The organism is Kitasatospora sp. NPDC127035 (assembly GCF_042726075.1).
Classification (GTDB): Bacteria; Actinomycetota; Actinomycetes; order Streptomycetales; family Streptomycetaceae; genus Kitasatospora.
In genome coordinates this window covers 49,444-72,223 of sequence record NZ_JBHXDN010000043.1, presented here as the reverse complement: position 1 = coordinate 72,223, position 22,780 = coordinate 49,444, and the positions used below count along the sequence as shown (strand labels likewise).

Below are 22,780 nucleotides of genomic sequence, written 5' to 3'. Positions count from 1 at the left end.
TCCCGGTAACGCGCCGCCCGGACACCCGATCAGGCCCGGCAGGGGCTGCGCCGCAGGTCATCCTAGGCATTAGGGGTCCGTACGCCCGATCGGGGGATGACCTCGGACGACGTACGTGACAGTCCGTCGGACGTGGACTATTCGGACATTCGGGGTGATCGACTGACGGTCGGTAAGCACCCGGGGCACGCCGGAATACACCCGGGAGTGTCGTTAAATGTGACCGTGTACTTCGACGTGGCCTCCACCGCACCGCTCCACCCCGTCGCGCGGCAGGCGCTGACCGCCGCCCTGGACGAGGGGTGGGCCGACCCCGCCCGGCTCTACCGGTCCGGGCGGCAGGCCCGGATGCTCCTGGACGCCGCCCGCGAGACGGTGGCGGGGGTCCTCGGCTGCCGGGCCGACGAGATCGCCTTCACCGCGAGCGGGACCCAGGCGGTGCACCTCGGTGTGCTGGGCGCCCTGGCCGGGAACCGGCGCCGCGGCGGACACCTGGTGCACTCGGCCGTCGAGCACTCCGGCGTGCTGCACGCCGCGGAACGGCACGAGGCCGCCGGTGGCGAGGTCTCGGTCGTCCCGGTGGACCGGTACGGCCGGGCCGCCCCCGGGGGGTTCGCGGCGGCGCTGCGGCCGGACACCGCGCTCGCCGTGCTGCAGTCCGCCAACCACGAGGTCGGCACCGTCCAGCCGGTCGCCGAGGTGGCCGAGGTGTGCGGGGACGTGCCGCTGCTGGTGGACGCCGCGCAGAGCGCCGGGCGGGTGGACGTGCCGGGCGGCTGGTCGCTGCTGGCCGCCTCCGCGCACAAGTGGGGCGGACCTGCCGGGGTCGGGGTGCTCGCGGTGCGCAAGGGCGTCCGGTACTCCTCGCCGCTGCCCGCCGACGAGCGCGAGGGCGGCAGGGTCCCGGGGTACGTCAACGTGCCGGCGATCGTGGCCGCGGCGGCCTCCCTGCGCGCGGTACGGGCCGAGGCGGACCGGGAGAACGCCCGCCTGCACGCGCTGGTCGAACGGATCCGGACCCGGGTGCCGCAGCTGGTGCCCGAGGTGGAGGTGGTGGGCGACCCGGTGCGGCGGCTGCCGCACGTCGTCACCTTCTCCTGTCTGTACGTGGACGGCGAGGTGCTGCTGACCGAGCTGGACCGGGCCGGGTTCGCGGTCTCCTCCGGCTCCTCCTGCAGTTCGTCCACGCTGACCCCCAGCCACGTCCTGGCCGCCATGGGCGTCCTCACCGAGGGGAACGTCCGGGTCTCGCTGCCGTTCGGCGCGGCGGAGGCGGACGTCGAGCGCTTCCTGACCGTGCTGCCCGGGCTGGTGGCCGGTGTCCGCGCCCCGCTGGGGCTGGACCTGACGCTGCCCCCGGAGCGCGCGCCGGAGTCCGGGCCCTCGGGTCCGGCCGGGGAGCCGGACGCGGGCGGGGATCCGCACGCGGCCGGGGGGACGACCGTCCTCGACGCCCTCGGCAAGCGCTGCCCGCTGCCCGTCATCGAGCTGGCCAGGCGGATCGGCGGAGTCCCGCTGGGCGGGACGGTCGCGGTGCTGGCGGACGACGAGGCGGCCCGGCTGGACGTACCCGCCTGGTGCGGGATGCGCGGGCAGGAGTACCTGGGCGAGGCCCCGGCCGCCGAGTACGGCGGCGACCGGGGCGTGGCCTACCTGGTGCGGCGGACTACTTGACCAGGTGCGCCCGGACGTCGGCGGCCGCCTCGGCGCCGTAGGCGCCCTCGAAGCGCTCCAGGAACGCGGTCGGGCGCAGCTCGTACTCCTGGGTGCCGACGGTCTCGATGACCAGGGTGGCGAGCATGCAGCCGAGCTGGGCGGCGCGCTCCAGCTCCAGCCCCCAGGAGAGGCCGGCCAGGAAACCGGCCCGGAAGGCGTCGCCGACGCCGGTCGGGTCGGTCTTGCTGTTCTCGGGCGCGCAGCCGACCACGATCGGGGTCTCGCCCTTGCGGTCGATCCGGACGCCCTTGCTGCCGAGGGTGGTGATCCGGGTGCCGACCCGGCCGAGGATCTCGTCGGCGTCCCAGCCGGTCTTGGTCTCGATCAGCGCGGCCTCGTACTCGTTGGTGAAGAGGTACGCGGCGCCGTCGACGATCTGGCGGATGTCGTGGCCGTCGAGGCGGGCCAGCTGCTGGGAGGGGTCGGCCGCGAAGGCGTAGCCGCGGGTGCGGCACTCCTGGGTGTGGCGGACCATCGCCTGCGGGTCGTCCGCGCCGATCAGGACCAGGTCCAGGCCGCCGACCCGGTCGGCGATCGGCTTGAGCTCGATGTTGCGGGCCTCCGCCATGGCGCCGGTGTAGAACGACGCGATCTGGTTGTGGTCCTCGTCCGTGGTGCACATGAAGCGCGCGGTGTGCCGGGTCTCGGAGATGTGGACGGACCGGCAGTCCACGTTGTTGCGCTCCAGCCAGCTGCGGTACTCCGCGAAGTCCGCGCCGGCCGCGCCGACCAGGACCGGGCGCAGGCCCAGGACGCCCATCCCGAACGCGATGTTGGGCGCGACACCGCCGCGGCGGATGTCCAGGGTGTCGACCAGGAAGGACAGCGACACGGTGTGCAGCTGCTCGGCGACGAGCTGGTCGGCGAACCGGCCCGGGAAGGTCATCAGGTGGTCGGTCGCGATCGAGCCGGCGACGGCGATACGCACGGGGTCTCCTCAGAAGGGCGGCAGGGCCGTGGAAGGGCGGTGGGTGAACCCACTCACGGTACCCGGCAGGGGGCGGGAGCCAGCAAGAACGCCTTCGGCGGCACCCTCCGCCCCCTACGGTGTACTACCAACCGGTAGCTCTGGTGGGGGCCGGACGACCGGCCTAGGGTCGCAGACAGGGGGCCGTTCCCGGCCCCGCCCAGGCCCGTGGCACCCCCGTCACGGCACCGGTGGATCGGAAGTGATGGCCGATGATGCCCAGTCACCACCCGCTGCGGGTCCCGCCCGCCCTGCTCGGCGACGCGGACGGCGACTCGCTGGACGCGCTGGTGGACTCCTCGCGGCGACTGAGGCGGTTCTGGCCGCTGCTGGCGACCGGTCCGCAGGACGCCGCACCCGCCCGGGCGGCGCTCAGGGTCCCCTCGCGGACCCAGCGGCTGGTCGCGGGGATGCCCGAGTACGGGCTGTAGGCCCCTGCCGGAGCACCCGCCGGGCTCGGACGGGAACCGGATTCGTCCGGCGCACGTCACATCGGCGCGGTGCGGCCCCGGAGGCGTGCCGCTGAGCCCTCGGGAGGAAGTACAGATGGATCTGGAGACGATGCCCCGGCGTTCCGGCCGGGCACGCGCGGTGACACTGGCGGGTCTGGTACTGGCGGCGGCGACGGTGCTGGCCGGGTGCGGCGACGGAGCGAAGTCGGGTTCGGACGCGGCGGCCTCCGGTACCGCGGCGCCCTCGGCGAGCGCGCCCGCCCCTCCCGCGGCGGGCACCGCCGAGACCCCGTCGGCGCCCGGGTCGGCCCCGGCGTCCCCGTCGGCCCCGGCGCCGGTGACCACCCCGCCGGCCGATCCCACGGCGACCACCCCCGATCCGCGGCCGGCCAGTCCGCCACCGGCCACCACCACCCCGGCACCGGCGCTGACGCCGACCCCGGCGCAGACTCCCCCCGGCGGCAACGGCATCGCGGTCGGCGAGCCGCCGCCCAACGGCTCGCAGGTGCACCCGGCGATCACCTACCGGGTGGACGGCAACAGGCTGACGGTCTGGTTCTACGGCGGGATCTGCCAGCGGTACGCGCTCAAGGCCGACGAGTCGCACCCGGGCCGGGTCGACATCCGGGTGACCGTCGCGGCCCCGGTCCCGGCCGGGCAGGCCTGCGCCGATCTGGCCAAGCGGCAGACGGTGGTCTCCGACCTGAAGCAGCCCCTGCAGGGCCGCACGGTGACGGACCTGGCGACCGGCCGTGAGGTGCCGCTGGAGGCCGACCCGCACGTCGGGGCGGAGCCGGTCGGACCGGAGATCGCCGGCACCCCGTAGCGGAAGACCCCGCGCACCCACTGCAGAAACGTTCCCGCAGACACGACGAAGGCGGCCCCGGGAGTCCCGGGGCCGCCTTCGTTCAGATCATCGACCGAACGAATTCGGACGACTAGTTGAACGAGTCGCCGCAGGCGCAGGAGCCCGTGGCGTTCGGGTTGTCGATCGTGAAGCCCTGCTTCTCGATGGTGTCGACGAAGTCGACGGTGGCGCCGCCCAGGTACGGGGCGCTCATCCGGTCGGTGACGACCTTGACACCGTCGAAGTCCTTGAGGACGTCGCCGTCGAGCGAGCGCTCGTCGAAGAACAGCTGGTAACGCAGGCCGGAGCAGCCACCGGGCTGGACGGCGACCCGAAGTGCGAGGTCCTCGCGGCCTTCCTGCTCCAGCAGGGCCTTGACCTTGCCCGCGGCGGCGTCGGTGAGGAGGATGCCACTCTCTACGGTGGTCTCGTCCTGGACGGTCATCTGCTTTCTCCCGGTCTTGACGACGGTCTGCCGCCAGTACCAACCGACAACCGCCCGGATTCATTTCCCGGACGGCGAACGTCTTCGACTGGTTCGTGGCGGCGGGGTTTCCGTGGGCCGGGTGTGCCAGCCGCTCCCCTACGCTCCCCATGCTCGCACACCGGCGGGGCGAACGGTCACCGCCCGAACGGTCCGATCCCGGCGAACCGGCCCCGCGGCGACACCCGGGCCGCCAGGATGGACGCCATGATCCTGCGCCTGGTCCAGGACACCGCCGCCGACGCGGAGGTCGTCCAGCACATCGCCCGCGCCGCCTCCGCCTCGCTGCCCGACTCCCCCGGGGCCGGTGACCGGACCCGCTCCCCGGTCCTGCCGCTGGCCCGGACCAGACATCTCGTCCGCACCGACCCGCAGGGCTGCTGGCTGGCCGAGATCGGCGGCGAGCCGATCGGCACGGTGCTGTCGCTGCGCCGCGAGGGGGTGTGGGTGCTGGCCCTCTTCGCGGTGGTGCCGGGGGCACAGGGCCGGGGGGTGGGCCGGCTGCTGCTGGAGCGGGCCGCCGCGTACGGGCGGGGCTGCCTGCGCGGGATGCTCTGCGCCCCGCCGTCCCCGGCGGCCGCCCGCCGCTACCGGCTGGCGGGGTTCACCCTGCACCCGGCGATGCGGCTGACCGGCAAGGTGGACCGGGCCGGGCTGCTCGATCCCGGGGACATCCCGGTGCACCCGGGCAACGCCTCGCACCGGCACCTGCTGGATTCGGTGGACCGGCGGCTGCGCGGCGCCGCGCACGGCCCGGACCACGAGCTGATGCTGGCGCACTGCGAGGAGCTGCTGGTCGCGGACGCGCTGGCGGGCAGCGGCTACTGCTACCGGGACGGCGGCGAGATCAGGCTGCTGGCGGCGTCCTCGAAGCGGATCGCCGTCCGGTTGCTGCGCGAGGCACTCGCCCGGGTGCCGGACGGCACGGAGGCCCGGGTGGACCACCTGACCGCCGAGCAGGAGTGGGCGCTGGACGTCGGGCTGGAACTGGGCCTGACCCTGGAGACCCGCGGCTACCTGGGCCTGCGCGGGATGCGCCCGCCGGCGCCGTACCTGCCGAACGGCGCGCTGCTGTGACGCCGAGCCCCCGCCGGGCAGGCCCGGCGGGGGCTCGGCGAGCGTGACCTCAGCTCATCGTGTCCAGGATCTCGCGGACCATCTCCATGGTGGTCCCGGGGTGCAGGAAGGCGAACCGGGCGACCGTCTCGCCGTCCCAGCCGGTGGGGGTGACGAAACCGATCTGGTCCGCGAGCAGTTGCTGCGACCAGCGGTAGTAGTCGGCGTTGGTCCAGCCGGTCCGCTTGAAGCAGACGGCGGAGAGCTGCGGGTCGAACAGCAGCTCCAGGTGCTCGGTGTCGCGGATCAGCTGCGCGGTGTCCCGGGCCAGTTCGAGGCCGGCCTCGATGGCGTCGGTGTACGCCTGGACACCGTGCACGGCGAGCGAGAACCAGAGCGGCAGGCCGCGGGCCCGCCGGGTCAGGTGGTAGGCGTAGTCGGTCGGGTTCCACTCGTCGCCCTCGGTGTGCAGCACGTCCAGGTAGGAGGCGTCCTGGGTGTGCACGGCGCGGGCGAGCTGGGGGTTGCGGTAGATCAGCGCGGCGCAGTCGAACGGGGCGAACAGCCACTTGTGCGGGTCCACCACGAAGGAGTCGGCGTGCTCGATGCCGTCGTAGCGGGCGCGCACGGAGGGGGCGAAGAGGCCCGCGCCGCCGTAGGCGCCGTCCACGTGGAACCACAGGTCGCGCTCGCGGGCGACCTCGGAGAGGCCCTGGAGGTCGTCGACGATGCCCTCGTTGGTGGTGCCGGCGGTGCCGACGACCGCGATCACGGTCTCGGGGTTCGGGTCGGCGGCCAGGGCGGTGCGCAGCGCCTCGCCGGTGAACCGGCGGTTCACGGTCGGGACCTTGAAGGCCTCGACGCCGATGATGTTGAAGGTGTTCTTGACCGAGGAGTGCACCTGGTCGGCGACGGCGATCCGCAGCCGCACCTCGGGCCCGCTGGGCAGCCCCTGTTCGGCGAGGCGGCGGCGGGCGGTGTCGCGGGCGACGACGAGGGCGGAGAGGTTGCCGGCCGAGCCGCCGGAGACGAAGGTGCCGCCGGCCGATCCGGGCATGCCCGCGCGGTCCGCGATCAGTCGCAGCACCTGGTTCTCGGCGGCGATGGCGCCGGCCGCCTCCAGCCAGGAGATGCCCTGGAGCGAGGCGCAGGAGACGACCATGTCGAAGAGCAGCGCGGCCTTGGTCGGGGCGCACGGGATGAACGACAGGTAGCGCGGGCTGTCGGCGGAGATCACCGCGCGGGAGAGCTCGTGGTCGTACAGCTTGAGCACGTCGGCCGGGTCGTTGCCGTCCTGGTTGATCAGGCCGGACAGCTGGGTGCGCAGGTGCTCCCCGTCGCCGGGGTGGTCGAGCGGGACGGGGTCGTACTGCAGACGGTCGCGCATGTAGTCGAAAACCAGGTCGACCAGGTCGCTGTCGGGCCGGTGCATGCGGTCGGGTGCTGCGGACACGGGTGTCCCTCTCGGCTGTGGGGGGGTCGGGGAGGGCCCGACGGCACGGGAACGGGCACCGTTCTGCCGGACGTGATCAGCGTAGGCAGCGCGGGGCCTGCGCCGCGCGTCGGAACGCGGCCGGTCAGGCAGGTTTCGGGCGTCTTCGACGCGCCCCGCGCAGGATTCCTGCGCAGGGCCGGACCGGGCCGTCCGGAGGTCAGCCGATGAGCTGGGAGAGGACGACGGAGGAACGGCTGCGCTGGACGCCGGGCTCCCGGCGGATCCGCTCGATGACCGCCTCCAGATGGCGCATGTCGGCGGCGCGCAGGTGGACCAGGGCGTCCGGGTCGCCGGTGACCGTCCAGGCGGCGATCACCTCGGGGAACTGGCGCAGGCTGGCCAGGATCTCCTCGGGCGCGGTCCGCTCGCGGCAGTAGACCTCGACGAACGCCTCCGTCTGCCAGCCGAGGACGGAGGGGTCGAGCACCACGGTGAAACCGCGGACCACCCCGCGCGCCCGCAGCCGGTCGATCCGGCGGCGGACCGCGGTGGCGGAGAGGTTCACCGACAGCCCGATCTCGGCGTACGAGGCGCGGCCGTCGCGGGCCAGCCGGGCGAGGAGCAGGCGGTCGGTCTCGTCCAGGGAGGCCCCGACCGTCTCGTGCGCTCGGCTGCTGCTCATCGGTGCGGGGCTCCACGGGTCGTGCGGCATCGGGGACGGGGGCGGGGCGACAACGGCCCGCCGAAACGGTTCTGCACCATTCTGGCGGATGACAGGACCGAGTCCACCGCTCGCAGATGACGGGCTTCGGTCCACCGGCCCCGGCGCCTCAGTCCACCAGCAGCACGATCTTGCCCCGGGTCCGGCCCTCCGCGCTGAGCGCCTGGGCCGAGGCGGCCTGGGCCAGCGGGAACGTGGACGCGACGGTCACGGTCAGCCGCCCCTCGTCGGCGAGCTCGGCCAGCTCGGCCAGCCCGGCGGCGTCCGGACGGACCCAGACGTAGTGACCCCCGCGCGCCTTCACGCCGAAGTCGGCGACCGAGGCGATCCGCGCCGGATCCGCGACCAGACCGGCCGAGACCTCGACGGCGTCGCCGCCGACCAGGTCCAGCGCGGCGTCCACGCCCTCCGGCGCCAGCGCGCGGACCCGGTCCGCCAGGCCCTCGCCGTGGGCCACCGGCTCGGCGCCGAGACCGCGCAGGTAGGCGTGGTTGCGCTCGCCCGCGGTGCCGATCACCCGGGCGCCGGCGGCCCGGGCGAGCTGGACGGCGAGGTGGCCGACCCCGCCCGCGGCGGCGTGCACCAGCACGGTGTCACCCGCGCTCACGCCGACCGCCCGCAGGGCCTGGAGGGCGGTGAGCCCGGCCAGTGGCAGTCCGCCGGCCTGCGCCCAGTCCAGCGCGGCCGGCTTGCGGGCCAGGGTGCGGACGGGCGCGGCGACGAGTTCCGCGTAGGTCCCGTGCTCGACCGCGTCCTTGCGGACGTAGCCGTAGACCTCGTCGCCGGGAGCGAACTCGGTGACCCCGCCGCCGACCGCGCGCACCACCCCGGCCGCGTCCCAGCCCATCACCAGCGGGAAGTGCGCGTCGAGCAGACCGTCCAGCCTGCCGTCCCGCACCTTCCAGTCCACCGGGTTCACCCCGGCCGCCCTGACCTGCACCAGTACCGAGTCCGGGCCGACCTTCGGGTCCGGGAGGTCGGTGTACTCCACCACCTCGGGGCCGCCGTAGCGGCGGATCGCGATTGCCTTCATGCACCCAGCCAAACGCGGTCCGGCCGGATCCCGGCTCGGCCACGCCGGACCGGGTCGCAACTTCCCTCCGGCCGCACCGCGCGCCCACCGCGCACCCGTCTCTCACGCACCGCGCACCCCCCGCGGCGCTCCGAACCGGCAAGCGGTTCTCGTCACATCGACAGGACGGCCATCGTCACTCTGACGCTAACCGGTTATCATAGATTGCGTCAGATAGACGAAAAGGCTGCACGCCCGATCGGCCGCACAGAAGGGCACTCGCCCGTGACCACCACCATCACCGAGACCTACGGCGTCGACCCCACTCCGACGCCGCTCGCTCTGCTGCTGCTCGGCCGCGAGGCCGACCCGAACAGCGAGCGCGGCGTCGAGTGCCCCGGCGACCTCCCACCGGCCTCCGACCCGAACCTCGTCCAGCGCGCCCGCGCGGCCAAGGCCGCGCTCGGCGACCGCGTCTTCATCCTGGGCCACCACTACCAGCGCGACGAGGTGATCGAGTTCGCCGACGTCACCGGCGACTCCTTCAAGCTCGCCCGCGACGCGGCGGCCCGCCCGGAGGCCGAGTACATCGTCTTCTGCGGCGTGCACTTCATGGCCGAGTCGGCCGACATCCTCACCGGCGACGCCCAGCAGGTCGTGCTGCCGGACCTCGCGGCCGGCTGCTCGATGGCCGACATGGCCACCGCCGAGCAGGTCGCCGAGTGCTGGGACGCGCTGACCGACGCCGGCATAGCCGACGTCACCGTCCCGGTCTCGTACATGAACTCCTCCGCCGACATCAAGGCCTTCACCGGCCGGCACGGCGGCACCATCTGCACCTCCTCCAACGCGAAGCGGGCCCTGGAGTGGGCCTTCGAGCAGGGCCAGAAGGTGCTCTTCCTGCCCGACCAGCACCTCGGTCGGAACACCGCGGTGCGGGACATGGGCTTCTCGCTGGACGACTGCGTCGTCTACAACCCGCACCGGCCGAACGGCGGCCTCACCGCCGAGCAGCTGCGCGACGCGAAGATGATCCTCTGGCGCGGCCACTGCTCGGTGCACGGCCGGTTCAGCCTGGACTCGGTGAACGACGTCCGCACCCGGATCCCCGGCGTCACCGTCCTGGTGCACCCGGAGTGCAAGCACGAGGTCGTCGCGGCGGCCGACATGGTGGGCTCGACCGAGTACATCATCAAGGCGCTGGACGCCGCCGAGCCCGGCACCAAGTGGGCCATCGGCACCGAGCTGAACCTGGTCCGCCGGCTCGCCAAGGCGCACCCGGACAAGGAGATCGTCTTCCTCGACCGGGCGGTCTGCTTCTGCTCCACCATGAACCGGATCGACCTGCCGCACCTCGTCTGGGCGCTGGAGTCGCTGGTCGAGGGCCGGGTGCCGAACGTGATCCGGGTCGACCCGGAGACCGAGAAGTACGCCAAGGCGGCGCTGGACCGGATGCTGGCCCTGCCGTAGCGGGCCCGCCGTACCGCTCCCGGTCGCGGCCGGCCGGTGCGGGACCGCAGACGGGCGGGCCCCCTCCCTGGTGGAGGGGGCCCGCCCTGGTGTCTGGCGCGGAGACGGCGGCTATCCGGAAACTCCCGGGATCAGGCCGTCACCTTCGTCCCGCAGCAACTGCCGGACCTCGTCGATCGTCGCATCGGCATCCGGGAGGATCAGGTCGGACGGCTCCAGGGAGTCGTCCGGCAGTGGGGTGCCGAACTGTTTCACCGCGCCGAGCAGCTCACCGAGCGCCCGGCGGAAGTGTTCCTCGTCCCCCGACTCCAGTGCGGTGAGGAGCTCGTCGTCGAGCTCGTTGAGGCGGTTCAGATGGGTCTCGCCCACCTGGAACTGCCCCTCACCCATGACCCTCATGATCATGCCGTGCGTCTCCCTGTTCCTGGGGAATGTTCCCGAAGGTGTTCCGGGGTGGAGCTCAGATCACTTGTTGTAGTTGATGCGCGGGGAGTCCTGCTGGGGGGCCGCGTCCTGCGGACGGCCCTGCTCGATGGCCTGCGGGCCGGAGGCCGGGGAGCCACCGGTCAGCTCGGCCTTCATCCGGGCCAGCTCCAGCTCGACGTCGGAACCGCCGGCCACGCGCTCCAGCTCGGCCTCGATGTCGTCCTTGCGGCCGAGACCGCTGGCGTCGTCGAGCGCGCCGGAGGCCAGCAGCTCGTCGATCGCACCGGCCCGGGCCTGCATCTGGGCGGTCTTGTCCTCGGCCCGCTGGATGGCCAGGCCCACGTCGCCCATCTCCTCCGAGATACCGGAGAAGGACTCGGCGATCCGGGTCTGCGCCTGGGCCGCGGTGTAGGTGGCCTTGATGGTCTCCTTCTTGGTGCGGAAGGCGTCCACCTTGGCCTGCAGCCGCTGGGAGGCGAGCGTGAGCTTCTCCTCCTCGGCCTGCAGCTGCTGGTACTGCGTCTGCAGGTCGTTGATCTGGGACTGCATGTTCGACTTGCGGGTCAGCGCCTCGCGGGCGAGGTCCTCCCGGCCGAGCGAGAGCGCCTTGCGGCCCTGGTCCTCGTACTTCGCCGACTGCTGCTGCAGCTGGGTCAGCTGGAGCTCCAGACGCTTGCGCGAGGTGGCCACGTCCGCGACGCCCCGTCGCACCTTCTGCAGCAGCTCAAGCTGCTTCTGGTACGAATAGTCGAGCGTCTCTCGCGGGTCTTCCGCGCGGTCCAAGGCCTTGTTCGCCTTGGAGCGGAAGATCAGCCCCATACGCTTCATGATTCCGTCGCTCATGGGCCTCGGGTGCCCCCTTCTCCGGCCTGCGGTCTCTATCTCGTTACCAGACACGACGAGTGTATGTGCAGCGAGCCCGTCGCCGCAGTGCACCTGCCTGCAACAAGCCTGCTACAGCCGACCCCCGTACGGCCTCCTCCGCGGGGTGGATACCGTCCTAGTCCCACGCTCCGGTCGGCGGAGTGATCCCCTACGGGAAACCCCCGGGAAACCCGTACCGACCGCTATCGGACCCGATCGATATGCGTTTGGGTCCGAGGACATCGGAAGAAGCCGCCCCGCACCCCGTACGCTGGTGGTGTGTTCCGACGCCGTTCAGATGATGCCGCTGCCTCCGCCGCCGTGCTGGAGAAGCAGGACGAGACGACCCAGCCCCGCGATCCGCAGGCGAAGAAGGGCCGGCCCACGCCCAAGCGCAGTGAGGCCGAAGCCCACCGGCGTACCCGCGTGACCGTGCCCAAGGACCGCAAGGAGGCCTCCCGACAGGCCCGCGAGCGGATGCGCGCCGAGCGCGAGAAGCAGCGCACCGCGCTGCTGGAGGGCGACGAGCGCCACCTGCCGGCCCGCGACAAGGGCCCGGTGCGCAAGTTCACCCGGGACTACGTCGACGCCCGCTGGTCGCTCGCCGAGTTCTTCCTCCCCGCCGCGGTCCTCATCCTGGTCCTCAGCATCGTCAAGGTGCAGGCCCTCCAGCTGCTCTCCACGGTGCTGTTCCTGCTCTTCTTCGTCCTGGTGATCCTGGACTTCGTCCGGCTCGGCTTCGGTCTGCGCAAGCAGCTGGCCGAGCGGTTCGCCGGGCAGAACACCCGCGGCGCGGTCGCCTACGGCCTGATGCGCATCCTGCAGATGCGCCGGCTGCGGCTGCCCAAGCCGCAGGTGCGGCGCGGAGAGAAGCCCTGACCGCCGAACCGGTGGACTCCGGCTGGGCCCCTCCCGTCTGGGACGGGCCCGGCCTCTACGCGCTCCCGGGGCAGGGCGACGGCGGCCACGACCGGTTCGCCCAGGAGCGGGCCGGCCACGAGCGCCGGCTGCCCTCGCGCAGCGGCTCCTTCGCCGGCGGCACCGGCCACTGGCTGGAGCGCCTCGGCACCCTGCGCAACCTCGTCCGGCAGGAGATGGTCGCCCGGCAGCTCGCCGAGCAGCTCGCCGGGCGCAGCGCCCAGCGCGTCCTCGACATCGGCTGCGGTCAGGGCACCCAGGCACTGCGGCTGGCCAGGGCCGGCCACTACGTCACCGGCATCGACTCCGACCCGGACGCGCTCGGCGTCGCCCAGGGGGCCCTGGCCGAGGAGCCGGACGAGGTCCGCGACCGGATCCAGCTGCTCATCGGCGACGGCCACCAGTGCGGACGCTGGTTCGGCGCCCGCAGCTTCGACGTCGTGCTCTGCCACGGCGTCCTGACGTACCTCCCGGACCCCGATCCGATGATCGCCTCGCTCGCCCGGCTGCTCGCGCCCGGCGGGCTGCTCTCGCTGCTGGTCCGCAACCGCGACGCGCTGGCCCTGCGGCCCGCCGCCGCCGGTGACTGGCGGGCCGCCCTGCACGCTTTCGAGAGCGACCGGTACTACAACCGGCTCGGGCTGGCGGCCCGCGCCGACCGGATCACCGACCTCGCGGTGACCCTCTCCGAGGTGTCCGTACCGCTGCGGCACTGGTACGGCGTCCGGGTCTTCACCGACAACGCGCCCGACGACGCGGCGCCGCCGGTCGACGGCCGGCAGCTCGCCCAGCTGCTGGAGGCCGAGGAGCTCGCCGGCCGGACCGACCCCTACCGGCAGGTCGCCGCGTTGCTCCACGTCATCGGGATGAAGTAGCTCCCGGAGCCGTCACCCCCGGGCCTCAGCCCTCGTGCAGGCTCATCGAGTAGATCTCACGGCCGTCGTCCAGCAGCACGGCGGTGTCCACGCCGTCCTCGGCCAGCTGCTTCCAGGCCTCCCCGATCCAGGTCTCGGCGTCCCCCTGGCCGGCGAACTCCTCCACCTGGCCGTCGCCCGGGGCCACCGCGGTGCCGTCCGTCTTCTCGTACCGCCACGTCCAGACCATGCCCGGCTCCTCCCACTGGCGATCACTGCCGATCGCTGATGACGCGCTTGTGCTGCGCAGCCTAAGTCCTCAGGTTGCCCACCAGGATCTTCGGTATGCGCGGTGGGAGAGGATGGGGCGCATGACTGATGACGCCCCGCTGCCCCGCACGCTCCTCCTCGGCGGCGCCCGGTCCGGCAAGTCGACCAGGGCCGAGCAGCTGCTCGCCCCGTACGGGGACGTGCTGTACGTGGCCACCGGCGGCACCCGCGACGGGGACGCCGAGTGGGCCCAGCGGGTGGCGCTGCACCGGGACCGGCGGCCGGCGAGCTGGCGCACCGCCGAGACCTGCGCGCTGGAGGCGGTGCTGGCGGACGCCGCCGACCCGGCGCCGGTGCTGATCGACTGCCTGGCGCTCTGGCTCACCTCCGTCATGGACGAGTGCGGCGCCTGGGACGACCGGGTCTGGGCCGACGAGGGCGAGGCGGCGGTGCAGGCCCGCTGCGACGCGCTGGCCGCGGCGTGGGCCGCGACCGGTCGGCCGGTGGTGGCGGTCAGCAACGAGGTCGGCATGGGGGTCGTCCCGGCCACCGCCGCCGGACGCCGGTTCCGCGACACCCTGGGCCGGCTCAACATGGCGGTCGCCGACGCGTCCGAGCGCGTGCTCCTGGTGGTGGCCGGGCAGGTGCTCACCGTCAAGCCGCCCGTCGGCTGAACACCTGCGGCGTGTAGCCTTCCGGACGATGGACACGACCGTGGATCTCGATACGTTCTCCTCGCTCGTCGAACGCCCCGACGAGAGTGCCCGGCGCGCCGCCGAGGAGCGCTGGCAGGAGCTGGACCGGCCGCGCAACGGCCTCGGCAAGCTGGAGGAGCTGGGCGCCTGGCTGTCGTCCGTGCAGGGGCGCTCCCCCGTGCGGCCGCTCTCGGCTCCCAAGGTGGTGCTGTTCGCCGCCGACCACGGGGTGGCGGCCCTCGGCGTCTCCCGGCTGCCGGCCCAGGGCGGTACGGCGGCGCGCGTCCGGGCCGTCCTCGACGGCACCGCGCCCGTCGCCCTGCTCGCCCGGCGGTTCGGTGCCGAGGTACGGGTGGTCGACGTCGCGGTCGACGCGGACCCCGCCGACTTCCCCGACGACGTGACCGCCCACCGGGTGCGGCGCGGTTCCGGGCGGATCGACGTCGAGGACGCGCTCAGCCCGGAGGAGACCGTCAAGGCGTTCCGGGCCGGGATCGCCGTCGCCGACGAGGAGGCCGACGCCGGGACCGACCTGGTGGTGCTGGGCGACCTCGGGGTCGGCGCGACCACCGTCGCCGCGGTGCTGGTCGGCGCGCTCTGCGGGACGGACGCGGCGGCGGTCACCGGCCGCGGCTCGGGCGTCGACGACAAGGTGTGGATGGTCAAGTGCGCGACCGTCCGGGACTCGCTGCGGCGGGCCCGGCCGGTGCTGGGCGACCAGCTGGCACTGCTCGGTGCGACCGGCGGTGCGGACTTCGCGGCGATCACCGGGTTCCTGCTGCAGGCCGCGGTGCGGAAGCTGCCGGTGGTGCTGGACGGCGTGGTCTCGTCGGCGTGCGCCCTGGTCGCGCAGCGGATCGCGTTCCGGGCGCCCGAGTGGTGGCGGGCCGGGCAGTCCAGCGGCGAGCCGGCGCAGGCGAAGGCGTACGACCGGCTGACGCTGACGCCGCTGCAGGAGCAGGGCATCACCATGGGCGAGGGCGTGGGTGCGCTGATGGCGCTCCCGTTGCTGCAGGCCGCGTCGGACACGCTCGCGGAGAAGGTGCCGGCGCCGTTCGTGCAGGCGGCACCGAAGGAGCCGGCGAAGCTCCCGTCGGCGGCGGAGCTGCTCGGTCGGCTGTAGGACGGCCGGGAGTCGGTCAGACACGCCCCGGGCCCTCGGCCCGCCGGCCGTCCACGACGACGGTCCGGCGGACCGGGGGCCTTCGCCGTGCGCGGGGGCGGACCGCCGGGGAATGCGGGAGGCTGGTCACGGTGGAGGCGCGGACGATGACGGACGAGCGGGGACCGGACAGGCGGGCCGGGTGGGTGGACGGCCTGCGGTTCGCCTTCGGGACGCTGTCGGTCCTGCGGGTCCGGGTCGAGCGCTGGGACCGGGCCGCGGGCGGCCGGGCGATGCTCGCCGCCCCCCTGGTCGGACTCGTCCTCGGCACGACGGCCGCGGGCGCCGGGGCGCTGGTGGCCTGGCGCGCGGGCGGCCCGCTCGGCGCGGTCGCGGCCGTCGGGGTACTGGCGGCACTGACCCGCGGACTGCACCTGGACGGGCTCGCCGACGTCGCCGACGGCCTGGGCAGCGGCCGGCCGGCCGAGGACGCGCTGCGCATCATGAAGCAGTCGGACATCGGGCCGTTCGGCGTCCTCACCCTGGTGCTGGTCCTGCTGGCGCAGGTCGCCGCACTCGCCGGGCAGTTCGCGGTCTCCCCCCTGCGCGGCGCGCTGGCGGTGCTCGCCGCGGCCGTGGCCGCGCGGTGCGCGCTCACCTGGGGATGCCTGCGGTCGGTGCCGGCCGCCCGCCCGGGCGGGCTCGGTGCGATGGTGGCGAGCACGGTGACCCCGGCCGCGGCGGCGCTGTCGACCGCCGCGGCGGCGCTCCTGACCGCGGCCGCCGGGGCCGTTGACGGATGGTCATCCCTACGACTGCCGCTGGCCGTTGTCGCGGGTGCCGGCTGCGCCTGGATCCTGCTGCGACGCTGCGTGCGACGCTTCGGCGGGATCACGGGCGACGTGCTCGGCGCGATGGCGGAGACCGCCGCGACCGGTGCGCTGCTGGTCCTCGCCCTGGCGGGCTGAGGACGGGGCCGGAACCCCGGCACCCGGAGGCGGTACACCGGGCGGCGCGTGATCTCGGCATGCGGACTACCATGCGGGGAGCATCGCAGCCCTGCACCGTCGCAGGTCCTGCCCGGCCGACGCGCGTTGGGGCGCCGGGGCCTCTGGTGTATGCGTCCGCCGCGGAGCCGGCGGGGGCACACAGCCAGGGGCCCCGGGTCCGGCGGGCGCCGGCCGGACGGCCCGGCCGGCGGTTCCGGGCTGCGCCGGTGCGGCACCCGCGCCGCGACCGGCCGTGGACCGCGAAAGAACAGGACGCATTACGTGACTGCATTGTCTGTGAGCACCTCCTCCGCCGCCTCGCTGCGTGCGGACGCCCTGGTGATCGGTGTCGCGAAGGGCCCCAAGGGCATTGTGCTGGCCCCCGGCGCCGAGGCCGTGAGCGAGGCGTTCGAGGGCAAGCTGGCCGAGATCCTCAGCACGCTGGGCGCGACCGGCGCCGAGGGCGAGGCCGTCAAGGTGCCTTCCCCCGCCGGCCTGAAGGCCGCGCTCGTGCTCGCGGTCGGCCTCGGTGACACCGCCGAGGGCTCCTACGAGCTGGAGGCCCTGCGCCGCGCCGCCGGTGTCGCCGCACGGGCCCTCGCCGGCAGCAAGAAGGCCGCGCTGGCCCTTCCGGCCGAGTCGGCCGAGGAGACCGAGGCGGTCGCGCTGGGCGGCCTGCTCGGCGCCTACGCGTTCGGCACCTACAAGAGCGGCGGCGGCAAGGAGCCGGTCGGCGAGCTGATCCTGCTCTCGACCCGCAAGGGCAGCAAGGACGCCAAGGCGGCCGTCGAGCGCGCCCTCGTCGTCGGCGAGGAGATGAACCGCGCCCGCGACCTGGTCAACACCGCGCCGAACGACCTGAACCCGAAGGGCTTCGCCGCGATCGCCCAGGCGGCCGGCAAGGAGCACGGCCTCAAGGTCGAGGTGCTGGACGAGAAGGCGCTGCTCAAGGGCGGCTTCGGCGGCCTGCTGGGCGTCGGCAACGGCTCGACCAACCCGCCGCGGCTGGTGAAGGTGGCGTACACCCACCCGAAGGCCAAGGCGAGCCTGGCGTTCGTCGGCAAGGGCATCACCTACGACTCGGGCGGCATCTCGCTGAAGCCGGCCGGTCACAACGAGACCATGAAGTGCGACATGGCCGGTGCCGCCGCGGTGTTCGCCGCCGTGGTCTCCGCCAAGCGCCTCGGCCTGGCCGTCAACATCACCGGCTGGCTGGCGCTCGCCGAGAACATGCCGTCCGGCTCGGCGACCCGCCCGGGTGACGTGCTGCGGATGTACGGCGGCAAGACCGTCGAGGTCCTGAACACCGACGCCGAGGGCCGCCTGGTGCTGGCCGACGCGATCGTCCGGGCCGGCGAGGAGAAGCCGGACGTCATCGTCGACGTGGCGACGCTGACCGGCGCGATGATGCTGGCGCTGGGCAGCCGCACCTTCGGCGTGATGGCCAACAACGACGAGCTGCGCTCGACCCTGCACACCGCCTCGGGCGAGGTGGGCGAGCAGTCCTGGCCGATGCCGCTGCCGCCCGAGCTGCGCAAGGGCATGACCGAGTCGACCATCGCCGACCTGGCCAACATGGGCGAGCGGATGGGCGGCGGCCTGGTGGCCGGGCTCTTCCTGAAGGAGTTCGTGGCCGAGGGCATCGACTGGGCGCACCTGGACATCGCCGGTCCGGCGTTCCACGAGGGCGCGCCGTTCGGCTACACCCCCAAGGGCGGCACCGCGACCGCGGTCCGCACCCTGGTCCGCTTCGCCGAGCAGAAGGCGGCGGGCGGCAAGGCCTGACCGACACCGGCGCCCGCGGGCGCGGGACGAAGGCGGGGCGGGGTCCGGCGCGAGCGCGCCGGACCCCGTCCGGCTTTCCCCCCACCGGGCGGTCCTCGCGCGGCGGCCCTCGTCCAGCGGCCCTCGACCGACGGTCCTCGTCCGGCCGAGCCTCGCGCCCGAGTCGGTTACCGGCCGGTAGGGGACGCGACGGGGAGTCCGCACCCCTGTTCGCTGCGGGCGAAACTTTGTTCCGCACTGCGGAACCGGGCGCTCCGCAGGCTCGGACGACTCCGTCGGGCCCGCTGTCAACACCGCCCTGAGCTGCGACGATGCCCCTCCGTCCGGGGTGCCCCCGCCCCTGCGACCGCCCCTCGGGACACCCCTGGGGCGGACCCGGACATCAGCCGCCGCGAACAAGTGCGAAGATGTATTTCCGGCACGACTGGGCGCCCCACAAAGGCTTCCGAACTACCGGACCGTGACCGGCCCGGCGATCCACACCCCATTGCATGGAGGACGTGACGTGGCGAACGACGCCAGCACCGTTTTCGACGTAGTCATTCTCGGAGGCGGAAGCGGCGGTTACGCCGCGGCGCTCCGCGCCGCCCAGCTGGGCCTGAGCGTCGCCCTGATCGAGAAGGGTGAGCTCGGCGGCACTTGCCTGCACCGCGGCTGCATCCCGACCAAGGCGCTGCTGCACGCGGCCGAGATCGCCGACGAGACGAAGGAGGCCGCCGAGTTCGGTGTGCTGGCCACCTTCCAGGGCATCGACATCAACGGCGTCCACAAGTACAAGGACGACGTCATCGCCGGCCTGTACAAGGGCCTCCAGGGCCTGGTGGCGTCCCGCAAGGTGACCTTCATCCAGGGCGAGGGCAAGCTCTCCTCGCAGACCTCGGTGGACGTCAACGGCCAGCGCGTCGAGGGCCGCCACATCGTGCTGGCCACCGGCTCCGTGCCGCGCTCGATCCCGGGCCTGGAGATCGACGGCAACCGCGTGATCTCCTCGGACCACGCCCTCAAGCTCGACCGCATCCCGAAGTCGGCCGTCATCCTCGGCGGCGGCGTGATCGGCGTCGAGTTCGCCTCGGTCTGGAAGTCGTTCGGCGTCGAGGTCACCATCGTCGAGGCCCTGCCGCACCTGGTCCCGCTGGAGGACGAGAACTCCTCCAAGCTGCTGGAGCGCGCCTTCCGCAAGCGTGGCATCAAGTTCGAGCTGAAGGCCCGCTTCTCCGGCGTCGAGTACACCGAGACCGGTGTGCGCGTCTCCACCGAGAACGGCAAGCAGATCGACGCCGACCTGCTGCTCGTCGCCATCGGCCGCGGCCCGGTCTCGGCCGGCATCGGCTACGAGGAGAACGGCGTCGCGATGGACCGCGGCTACGTCCTCGTCGACGAGTACATGCGCACCAACGTGCCGACCATCTCGGCCGTCGGCGACCTCGCCCCGACCCTGCAGCTGGCTCACGTCGGCTTCGCCGAGGGCATCCTGGTCGCCGAGCGGCTGGCCGGCCTCAAGCCGGTGCCGATCGACTACGACGGCGTCCCGCGCGTGACCTACTCCAACCCCGAGGTGGCCTCCGTCGGCATCTCCGAGGCCAAGGCCGTCGAGCTGTACGGCAAGGACAAGGTCGTCACCCTCAAGTACAACCTGGCCGGCAACGGCAAGAGCAAGATCCTGAAGACCGCCGGCGAGATCAAGCTCGTCCAGGTCAAGGACGGCGCCGTGGTCGGCGTCCACATGGTCGGCGCCCGGATGGGCGAGCAGGTCGGAGAGGCTCAGCTGATCTACAACTGGGAAGCTCTGCCTGCCGAGGTCGCGCAGCTCATCCACGCGCACCCGACCCAGTCCGAGGCTCTGGGCGAGGCGCACCTGGCGCTGGCCGGCAAGCCGCTGCACGCGCACGACTGATCGCGCCCCACCCCCCAAACTTCCAGTACGCAAGACTTGATAGGAGTCGCTGAAACCATGGCGGTCTCAGTAACACTGCCCGCGCTGGGCGAGAGCGTTTCCGAGGGCACCGTCACCCGTTGGCTGAAGGCCGAGGGTGAGCGCGTGGAGGTCGACGAGCCGCTGCTCGAGGTCTCCACCGACAAGGTCGACACCGAGATCCCGGCCCCGGCCTCGGGCATCCTGGCCTCGATCAAGGTCGGCGAGGACGAGACCGTCGCCGTCGGCGCCGAGCTCGCGATCATCGACGACGGCTCCGGTGCCCCGGAGGCCGCTCCGGCCCCGGTCGCCGAGGCCGCTCCGGTCGCCGAGGCCGCTCCGGCTCCGGCCGCTCCGGTCGCCGAGGCTGCTCCGGCCGCCCCGGCCCCGGTCGCCGAGGCGCCGGCCGCCGCTCCGGCCCCGGCCGCCCCGGCCGGCGACGCCACCCCGGTGCTGCTGCCCGCACTGGGCGAGTCGGTCTCCGAGGGCACCGTCACCCGCTGGCTGAAGGCCGAGGGTGACACGGTCGAGGTCGACGAGCCGCTGCTCGAGGTCTCCACCGACAAGGTCGACACCGAGATCCCGTCGCCGATCGCCGGCACCCTGGTGAAGATCCTGGTCGGCGAGGACGAGACCGCCGAGGTCGGCGCCCAGCTCGCGCTGATCGGTGCCGCGGGTGCTGCCCCGGCTCCGGCCGCCGCTCCGGCTGCTCCGGCTCCGGCCCCCGTCGCCCCGGCTGCCCCGGCCCCGGCTCCGGCCGCACCGGTCGCCGCTCCGGCCCCGGCTGCCCCGGCTGCCCCGGCTCCGGCTCCGGTCGCTGCCCCGGCTCCGGTCGCTCCGGCTGCCCCGGCTCCGGCCCCGGCTGCCCCGGTCGCCGCTCCGGCTGCCCCGGCCCCGGCCGCGCCGGCCGCCCCGGTGGTCGACGCCGGTGACGCCTACGTCACCCCGCTGGTCCGCAAGCTCGCCGCCGAGCAGGGCGTCGCGCTGGCCTCCGTCACCGGTACCGGTGTCGGCGGCCGCATCCGCAAGCAGGACGTCCTGGCCGCCGCCGAGGCTGCCAAGGCCGCTCCGGCCCCCGTCGCCGCTGCCGCCCCGGCCGCCGCGCCGAAGGCCGCCGCCGCCGCGCCGTCCCCGCTGCGCGGCCAGACGGTCAAGATGACCCGCATGCGCAAGGTCATCGGCGACAACATGCTGAAGGCCCTGCACGAGCAGGCCCAGCTGACCAGCGTGGTCGAGGTCGACGTCACCAAGATCATGTCGCTGCGCGGAAGGGCCAAGGAAGGCTTCCTCGCCCGCGAGGGCGTGAAGCTGTCCCCGATGCCGTTCTTCGTCAAGGCCGCCGCCCAGGCGCTGAAGACCAACCCGGTCGTCAACGCCCGGATCAACGACGCCGAGGGCACCATCACCTACTTCGACACCGAGAACATCGGTATCGCGGTGGACTCCGAGAAGGGTCTGATGACCCCGGTCATCAAGGGTGCGGGCGACCTCAACATCGCCGGCATCTCCAAGAAGACCGCGGAGCTGGCCACCAAGGTGCGCGGCAACAAGATCACCCCGGACGAGCTGTCCGGCGCGACCTTCACCATCAGCAACACCGGCTCGCGCGGTGCGCTGTTCGACACCGTGATCGTGCCGCCGAACCAGGCGGCCATCCTGGGCATCGGCGCCACCGTCAAGCGCCCGGTCGTCATCGAGGCCGACGGCGGCACCGCCATCGGCATCCGTGACATGACCTACCTGTCGCTCTCCTACGACCACCGCCTGGTGGACGGCGCCGACGCCGCCCGCTACCTGGTGGCCGTCAAGGAGATCCTGGAGGCCGGCGAGTTCGAGGTCGAGCTCGGCCTGTAAGGGTCCCCGCAGGTACACAGCGGTACCGGAACCCCGCGTCGTCCCCGGACGGCGCGGGGTTCCGCGCTCCCCGGAGCCGCTCCCCGTGCTGCCTCCCGGCAGCCGCTCGCCGGCGGGTGCCTCCCGGGGGCGCGGACCGACGGGTGCCCGCCGGACGGTTCGGGCCGACGGGTACTCGCCGGCGGTGCTCACCGACGGGTGCGGACCGGCCTGCGGCCACGGATCTCCCCGCGGATTCGAGATTTTCGCGTGGTTCAGGGTGATTTGCACGACCATCGCATGCGCACGTGCGGGGGAACAGGGATGCTGGAGCGGTGATGGACGAGACCGACTTCTGGCAGATCATCGACGAAACCCGGGAAGCCTCCGACGGCGATCCGGACGAACAGGCCGAACGCCTGGTGGAACGGCTCGCCCAGCTGGCCCCGGACGACGTGATCGATTTCGCGCGACTCTTCGAGGCCCGGTTCCAGCGCGCCTACCGCCACGACCTGTGGGGCGCGGCGTACCTGTTGCTGGACGGCGCCTCCGAGGACACCTTCGACTACTTCCGGTGCTGGCTGATCGGCCAGGGCCGGGACGTGTTCGAGGGCGGGCTGCACGAACCGGACGACCTGGCGGACCTGCTGCCCGCGTTCGACGAGGAGGAGGACGGCGAGGCCGAGGACCTCGGCTACGCCGCCGACGAGGCGTACGAGCAGCTGACCGGACTGCCGCTGCCCGAGGTGGGCGAGCGGCAGCCCGCACGACCGTACGGGGCCGCCCTGGACTTCGACGACCCCGACGTCATGGCGAAACGGTTCCCCAAGCTCTGGGAGCGGTACGGGGACTGAGCCCCGGGGGGGGGGGGGGGGGGGGGGGGGGGGCCCCCCCGCCCGGGGGGGGGGTGTTTGGGGGTTTGTTTTGGGGGGGCGCGCGGGGGGGGGGGGGGGCCGCGCGGGGGGGGGCCCC

At 73.5% G+C, this 22,780-nt stretch carries 21 protein-coding genes and 1 pseudogene; 14 read left to right on the top strand and 8 right to left on the bottom strand.

The window, feature by feature from the left end; genetic code table 11:
* Nucleotides 1-96 precede the first annotated feature (96 nt).
* Nucleotides 97-1,674 carry a cysteine desulfurase/sulfurtransferase TusA family protein gene (locus tag ACFWIC_RS26715; protein WP_380353429.1) on the top strand — a complete coding sequence of 526 codons (1,578 nt, stop codon included), beginning with the start codon at nucleotides 97-99 and terminating at the stop codon, nucleotides 1,672-1,674.
* Here the strand turns inward: ACFWIC_RS26715 and ACFWIC_RS26710 are convergent.
* A complete protein-coding gene (locus ACFWIC_RS26710; RefSeq protein WP_329949889.1) occupies nucleotides 1,667-2,644 on the bottom strand; it encodes a carbohydrate kinase family protein in 978 nt (325 codons plus the stop codon). The genes ACFWIC_RS26715 and ACFWIC_RS26710 overlap by 8 nt on opposite strands.
* Before the next feature lie 251 nt (nucleotides 2,645-2,895).
* Between ACFWIC_RS26710 and ACFWIC_RS26705 the strand changes: the two genes are divergently transcribed.
* Both ACFWIC_RS26705 and ACFWIC_RS26700 read left to right on the top strand, forming a co-directional pair.
* Nucleotides 2,896-3,114, top strand: coding sequence for a hypothetical protein (locus ACFWIC_RS26705; protein ID WP_327676422.1), 219 nt, complete (start codon nucleotides 2,896-2,898; stop codon nucleotides 3,112-3,114).
* A 115-nt stretch (nucleotides 3,115-3,229) separates the two neighbouring features.
* Nucleotides 3,230-3,961 (top strand): hypothetical protein, encoded by a 732-nt coding sequence (locus ACFWIC_RS26700; RefSeq protein ID WP_329949890.1) that lies wholly within the window; start codon nucleotides 3,230-3,232, stop codon nucleotides 3,959-3,961.
* A gap of 112 nt (nucleotides 3,962-4,073) precedes the next feature.
* Here ACFWIC_RS26700 and ACFWIC_RS26695 read toward each other — a convergent pair whose 3' ends face one another.
* A complete protein-coding gene (locus ACFWIC_RS26695; protein ID WP_329881682.1) occupies nucleotides 4,074-4,427 on the bottom strand; it encodes an iron-sulfur cluster assembly accessory protein in 354 nt (117 codons plus the stop codon).
* Between the two features lie 246 nt (nucleotides 4,428-4,673).
* Between ACFWIC_RS26695 and ACFWIC_RS26690 the strand changes: the two genes are divergently transcribed.
* Nucleotides 4,674-5,543, top strand: coding sequence for a GNAT family N-acetyltransferase (locus ACFWIC_RS26690; RefSeq protein WP_329881683.1), 870 nt, complete (start codon nucleotides 4,674-4,676; stop codon nucleotides 5,541-5,543).
* Between the two features lie 49 nt (nucleotides 5,544-5,592).
* Here ACFWIC_RS26690 and ACFWIC_RS26685 read toward each other — a convergent pair whose 3' ends face one another.
* The 3 genes from ACFWIC_RS26685 to ACFWIC_RS26675 form a co-directional block, all read right to left on the bottom strand.
* Nucleotides 5,593-6,975 carry a pyridoxal-dependent decarboxylase gene (locus tag ACFWIC_RS26685; RefSeq protein ID WP_355405919.1) on the bottom strand — a complete coding sequence of 461 codons (1,383 nt, stop codon included), beginning with the start codon at nucleotides 6,973-6,975 and terminating at the stop codon, nucleotides 5,593-5,595.
* A gap of 199 nt (nucleotides 6,976-7,174) precedes the next feature.
* Entirely contained in the window at nucleotides 7,175-7,639 is a 465-nt protein-coding gene (locus tag ACFWIC_RS26680; RefSeq protein ID WP_329881685.1) for an Lrp/AsnC family transcriptional regulator, read from the bottom strand.
* Nucleotides 7,640-7,787: 148 nt separating this feature from the next.
* Nucleotides 7,788-8,711: an NADP-dependent oxidoreductase gene (locus ACFWIC_RS26675; RefSeq protein ID WP_329881686.1), complete on the bottom strand. Its 924-nt coding sequence runs from the start codon at nucleotides 8,709-8,711 to the stop codon at nucleotides 7,788-7,790.
* 264 nt (nucleotides 8,712-8,975) lie between these two features.
* Between ACFWIC_RS26675 and nadA the strand changes: the two genes are divergently transcribed.
* Nucleotides 8,976-10,160, top strand: coding sequence for a quinolinate synthase NadA (nadA, locus tag ACFWIC_RS26670; protein ID WP_329881687.1), 1,185 nt, complete (start codon nucleotides 8,976-8,978; stop codon nucleotides 10,158-10,160).
* Nucleotides 10,161-10,271: 111 nt separating this feature from the next.
* Here nadA and ACFWIC_RS26665 read toward each other — a convergent pair whose 3' ends face one another.
* Both ACFWIC_RS26665 and ACFWIC_RS26660 read right to left on the bottom strand, forming a co-directional pair.
* Nucleotides 10,272-10,565, bottom strand: coding sequence for a hypothetical protein (locus ACFWIC_RS26665; protein WP_329881688.1), 294 nt, complete (start codon nucleotides 10,563-10,565; stop codon nucleotides 10,272-10,274).
* Between the two features lie 60 nt (nucleotides 10,566-10,625).
* Complete coding sequence (locus ACFWIC_RS26660) at nucleotides 10,626-11,429, bottom strand: PspA/IM30 family protein (RefSeq protein WP_329881689.1); 804 nt, start codon at nucleotides 11,427-11,429, stop codon at nucleotides 10,626-10,628.
* A 300-nt stretch (nucleotides 11,430-11,729) separates the two neighbouring features.
* Here ACFWIC_RS26660 and ACFWIC_RS26655 point away from each other — a divergent pair, with 300 nt between their 5' ends.
* Together ACFWIC_RS26655 and ACFWIC_RS26650 are read left to right on the top strand one after the other, a co-directional pair.
* Nucleotides 11,730-12,329 (top strand): DUF3043 domain-containing protein, encoded by a 600-nt coding sequence (locus ACFWIC_RS26655; protein ID WP_329881690.1) that lies wholly within the window; start codon nucleotides 11,730-11,732, stop codon nucleotides 12,327-12,329.
* Nucleotides 12,330-12,544: 215 nt separating this feature from the next.
* Complete coding sequence (locus ACFWIC_RS26650) at nucleotides 12,545-13,243, top strand: class I SAM-dependent methyltransferase (protein ID WP_329949916.1); 699 nt, start codon at nucleotides 12,545-12,547, stop codon at nucleotides 13,241-13,243.
* Nucleotides 13,244-13,268: 25 nt separating this feature from the next.
* Here ACFWIC_RS26650 and ACFWIC_RS26645 read toward each other — a convergent pair whose 3' ends face one another.
* On the bottom strand, nucleotides 13,269-13,472 hold the full coding sequence (locus ACFWIC_RS26645) for a hypothetical protein (protein ID WP_329881691.1): 204 nt from the start codon (nucleotides 13,470-13,472) through the stop codon (nucleotides 13,269-13,271).
* Between the two features lie 145 nt (nucleotides 13,473-13,617).
* Here ACFWIC_RS26645 and cobU point away from each other — a divergent pair.
* The 7 genes and pseudogenes from cobU to ACFWIC_RS26610 form a co-directional block, all read left to right on the top strand.
* Nucleotides 13,618-14,166: pseudogene (cobU, locus tag ACFWIC_RS26640) on the top strand (bifunctional adenosylcobinamide kinase/adenosylcobinamide-phosphate guanylyltransferase); the annotation flags it as partial.
* A gap of 28 nt (nucleotides 14,167-14,194) precedes the next feature.
* Nucleotides 14,195-15,310 carry a nicotinate-nucleotide--dimethylbenzimidazole phosphoribosyltransferase gene (locus tag ACFWIC_RS26635; protein WP_380353445.1) on the top strand — a complete coding sequence of 372 codons (1,116 nt, stop codon included), beginning with the start codon at nucleotides 14,195-14,197 and terminating at the stop codon, nucleotides 15,308-15,310.
* A 146-nt stretch (nucleotides 15,311-15,456) separates the two neighbouring features.
* Complete coding sequence (locus ACFWIC_RS26630; protein WP_380520178.1) at nucleotides 15,457-16,257, top strand: adenosylcobinamide-GDP ribazoletransferase; 801 nt, start codon at nucleotides 15,457-15,459, stop codon at nucleotides 16,255-16,257.
* Nucleotides 16,258-16,560: 303 nt separating this feature from the next.
* A complete protein-coding gene (locus ACFWIC_RS26625) occupies nucleotides 16,561-18,063 on the top strand; it encodes a leucyl aminopeptidase (protein WP_380520177.1) in 1,503 nt (500 codons plus the stop codon).
* Nucleotides 18,064-18,550: 487 nt separating this feature from the next.
* Complete coding sequence (gene lpdA, locus ACFWIC_RS26620) at nucleotides 18,551-19,957, top strand: dihydrolipoyl dehydrogenase (protein WP_329881696.1); 1,407 nt, start codon at nucleotides 18,551-18,553, stop codon at nucleotides 19,955-19,957.
* 57 nt (nucleotides 19,958-20,014) lie between these two features.
* A complete protein-coding gene (sucB, locus tag ACFWIC_RS26615) occupies nucleotides 20,015-21,829 on the top strand; it encodes a 2-oxoglutarate dehydrogenase, E2 component, dihydrolipoamide succinyltransferase (RefSeq protein ID WP_380520176.1) in 1,815 nt (604 codons plus the stop codon).
* Nucleotides 21,830-22,146: 317 nt separating this feature from the next.
* The gene (locus ACFWIC_RS26610) at nucleotides 22,147-22,662 is read left to right on the top strand and encodes a DUF4240 domain-containing protein (RefSeq protein ID WP_380520175.1); all 516 of its coding nucleotides are present in this window, start codon (nucleotides 22,147-22,149) and stop codon (nucleotides 22,660-22,662) included.
* The last annotated feature ends 118 nt before the right edge of the window (nucleotides 22,663-22,780 follow it).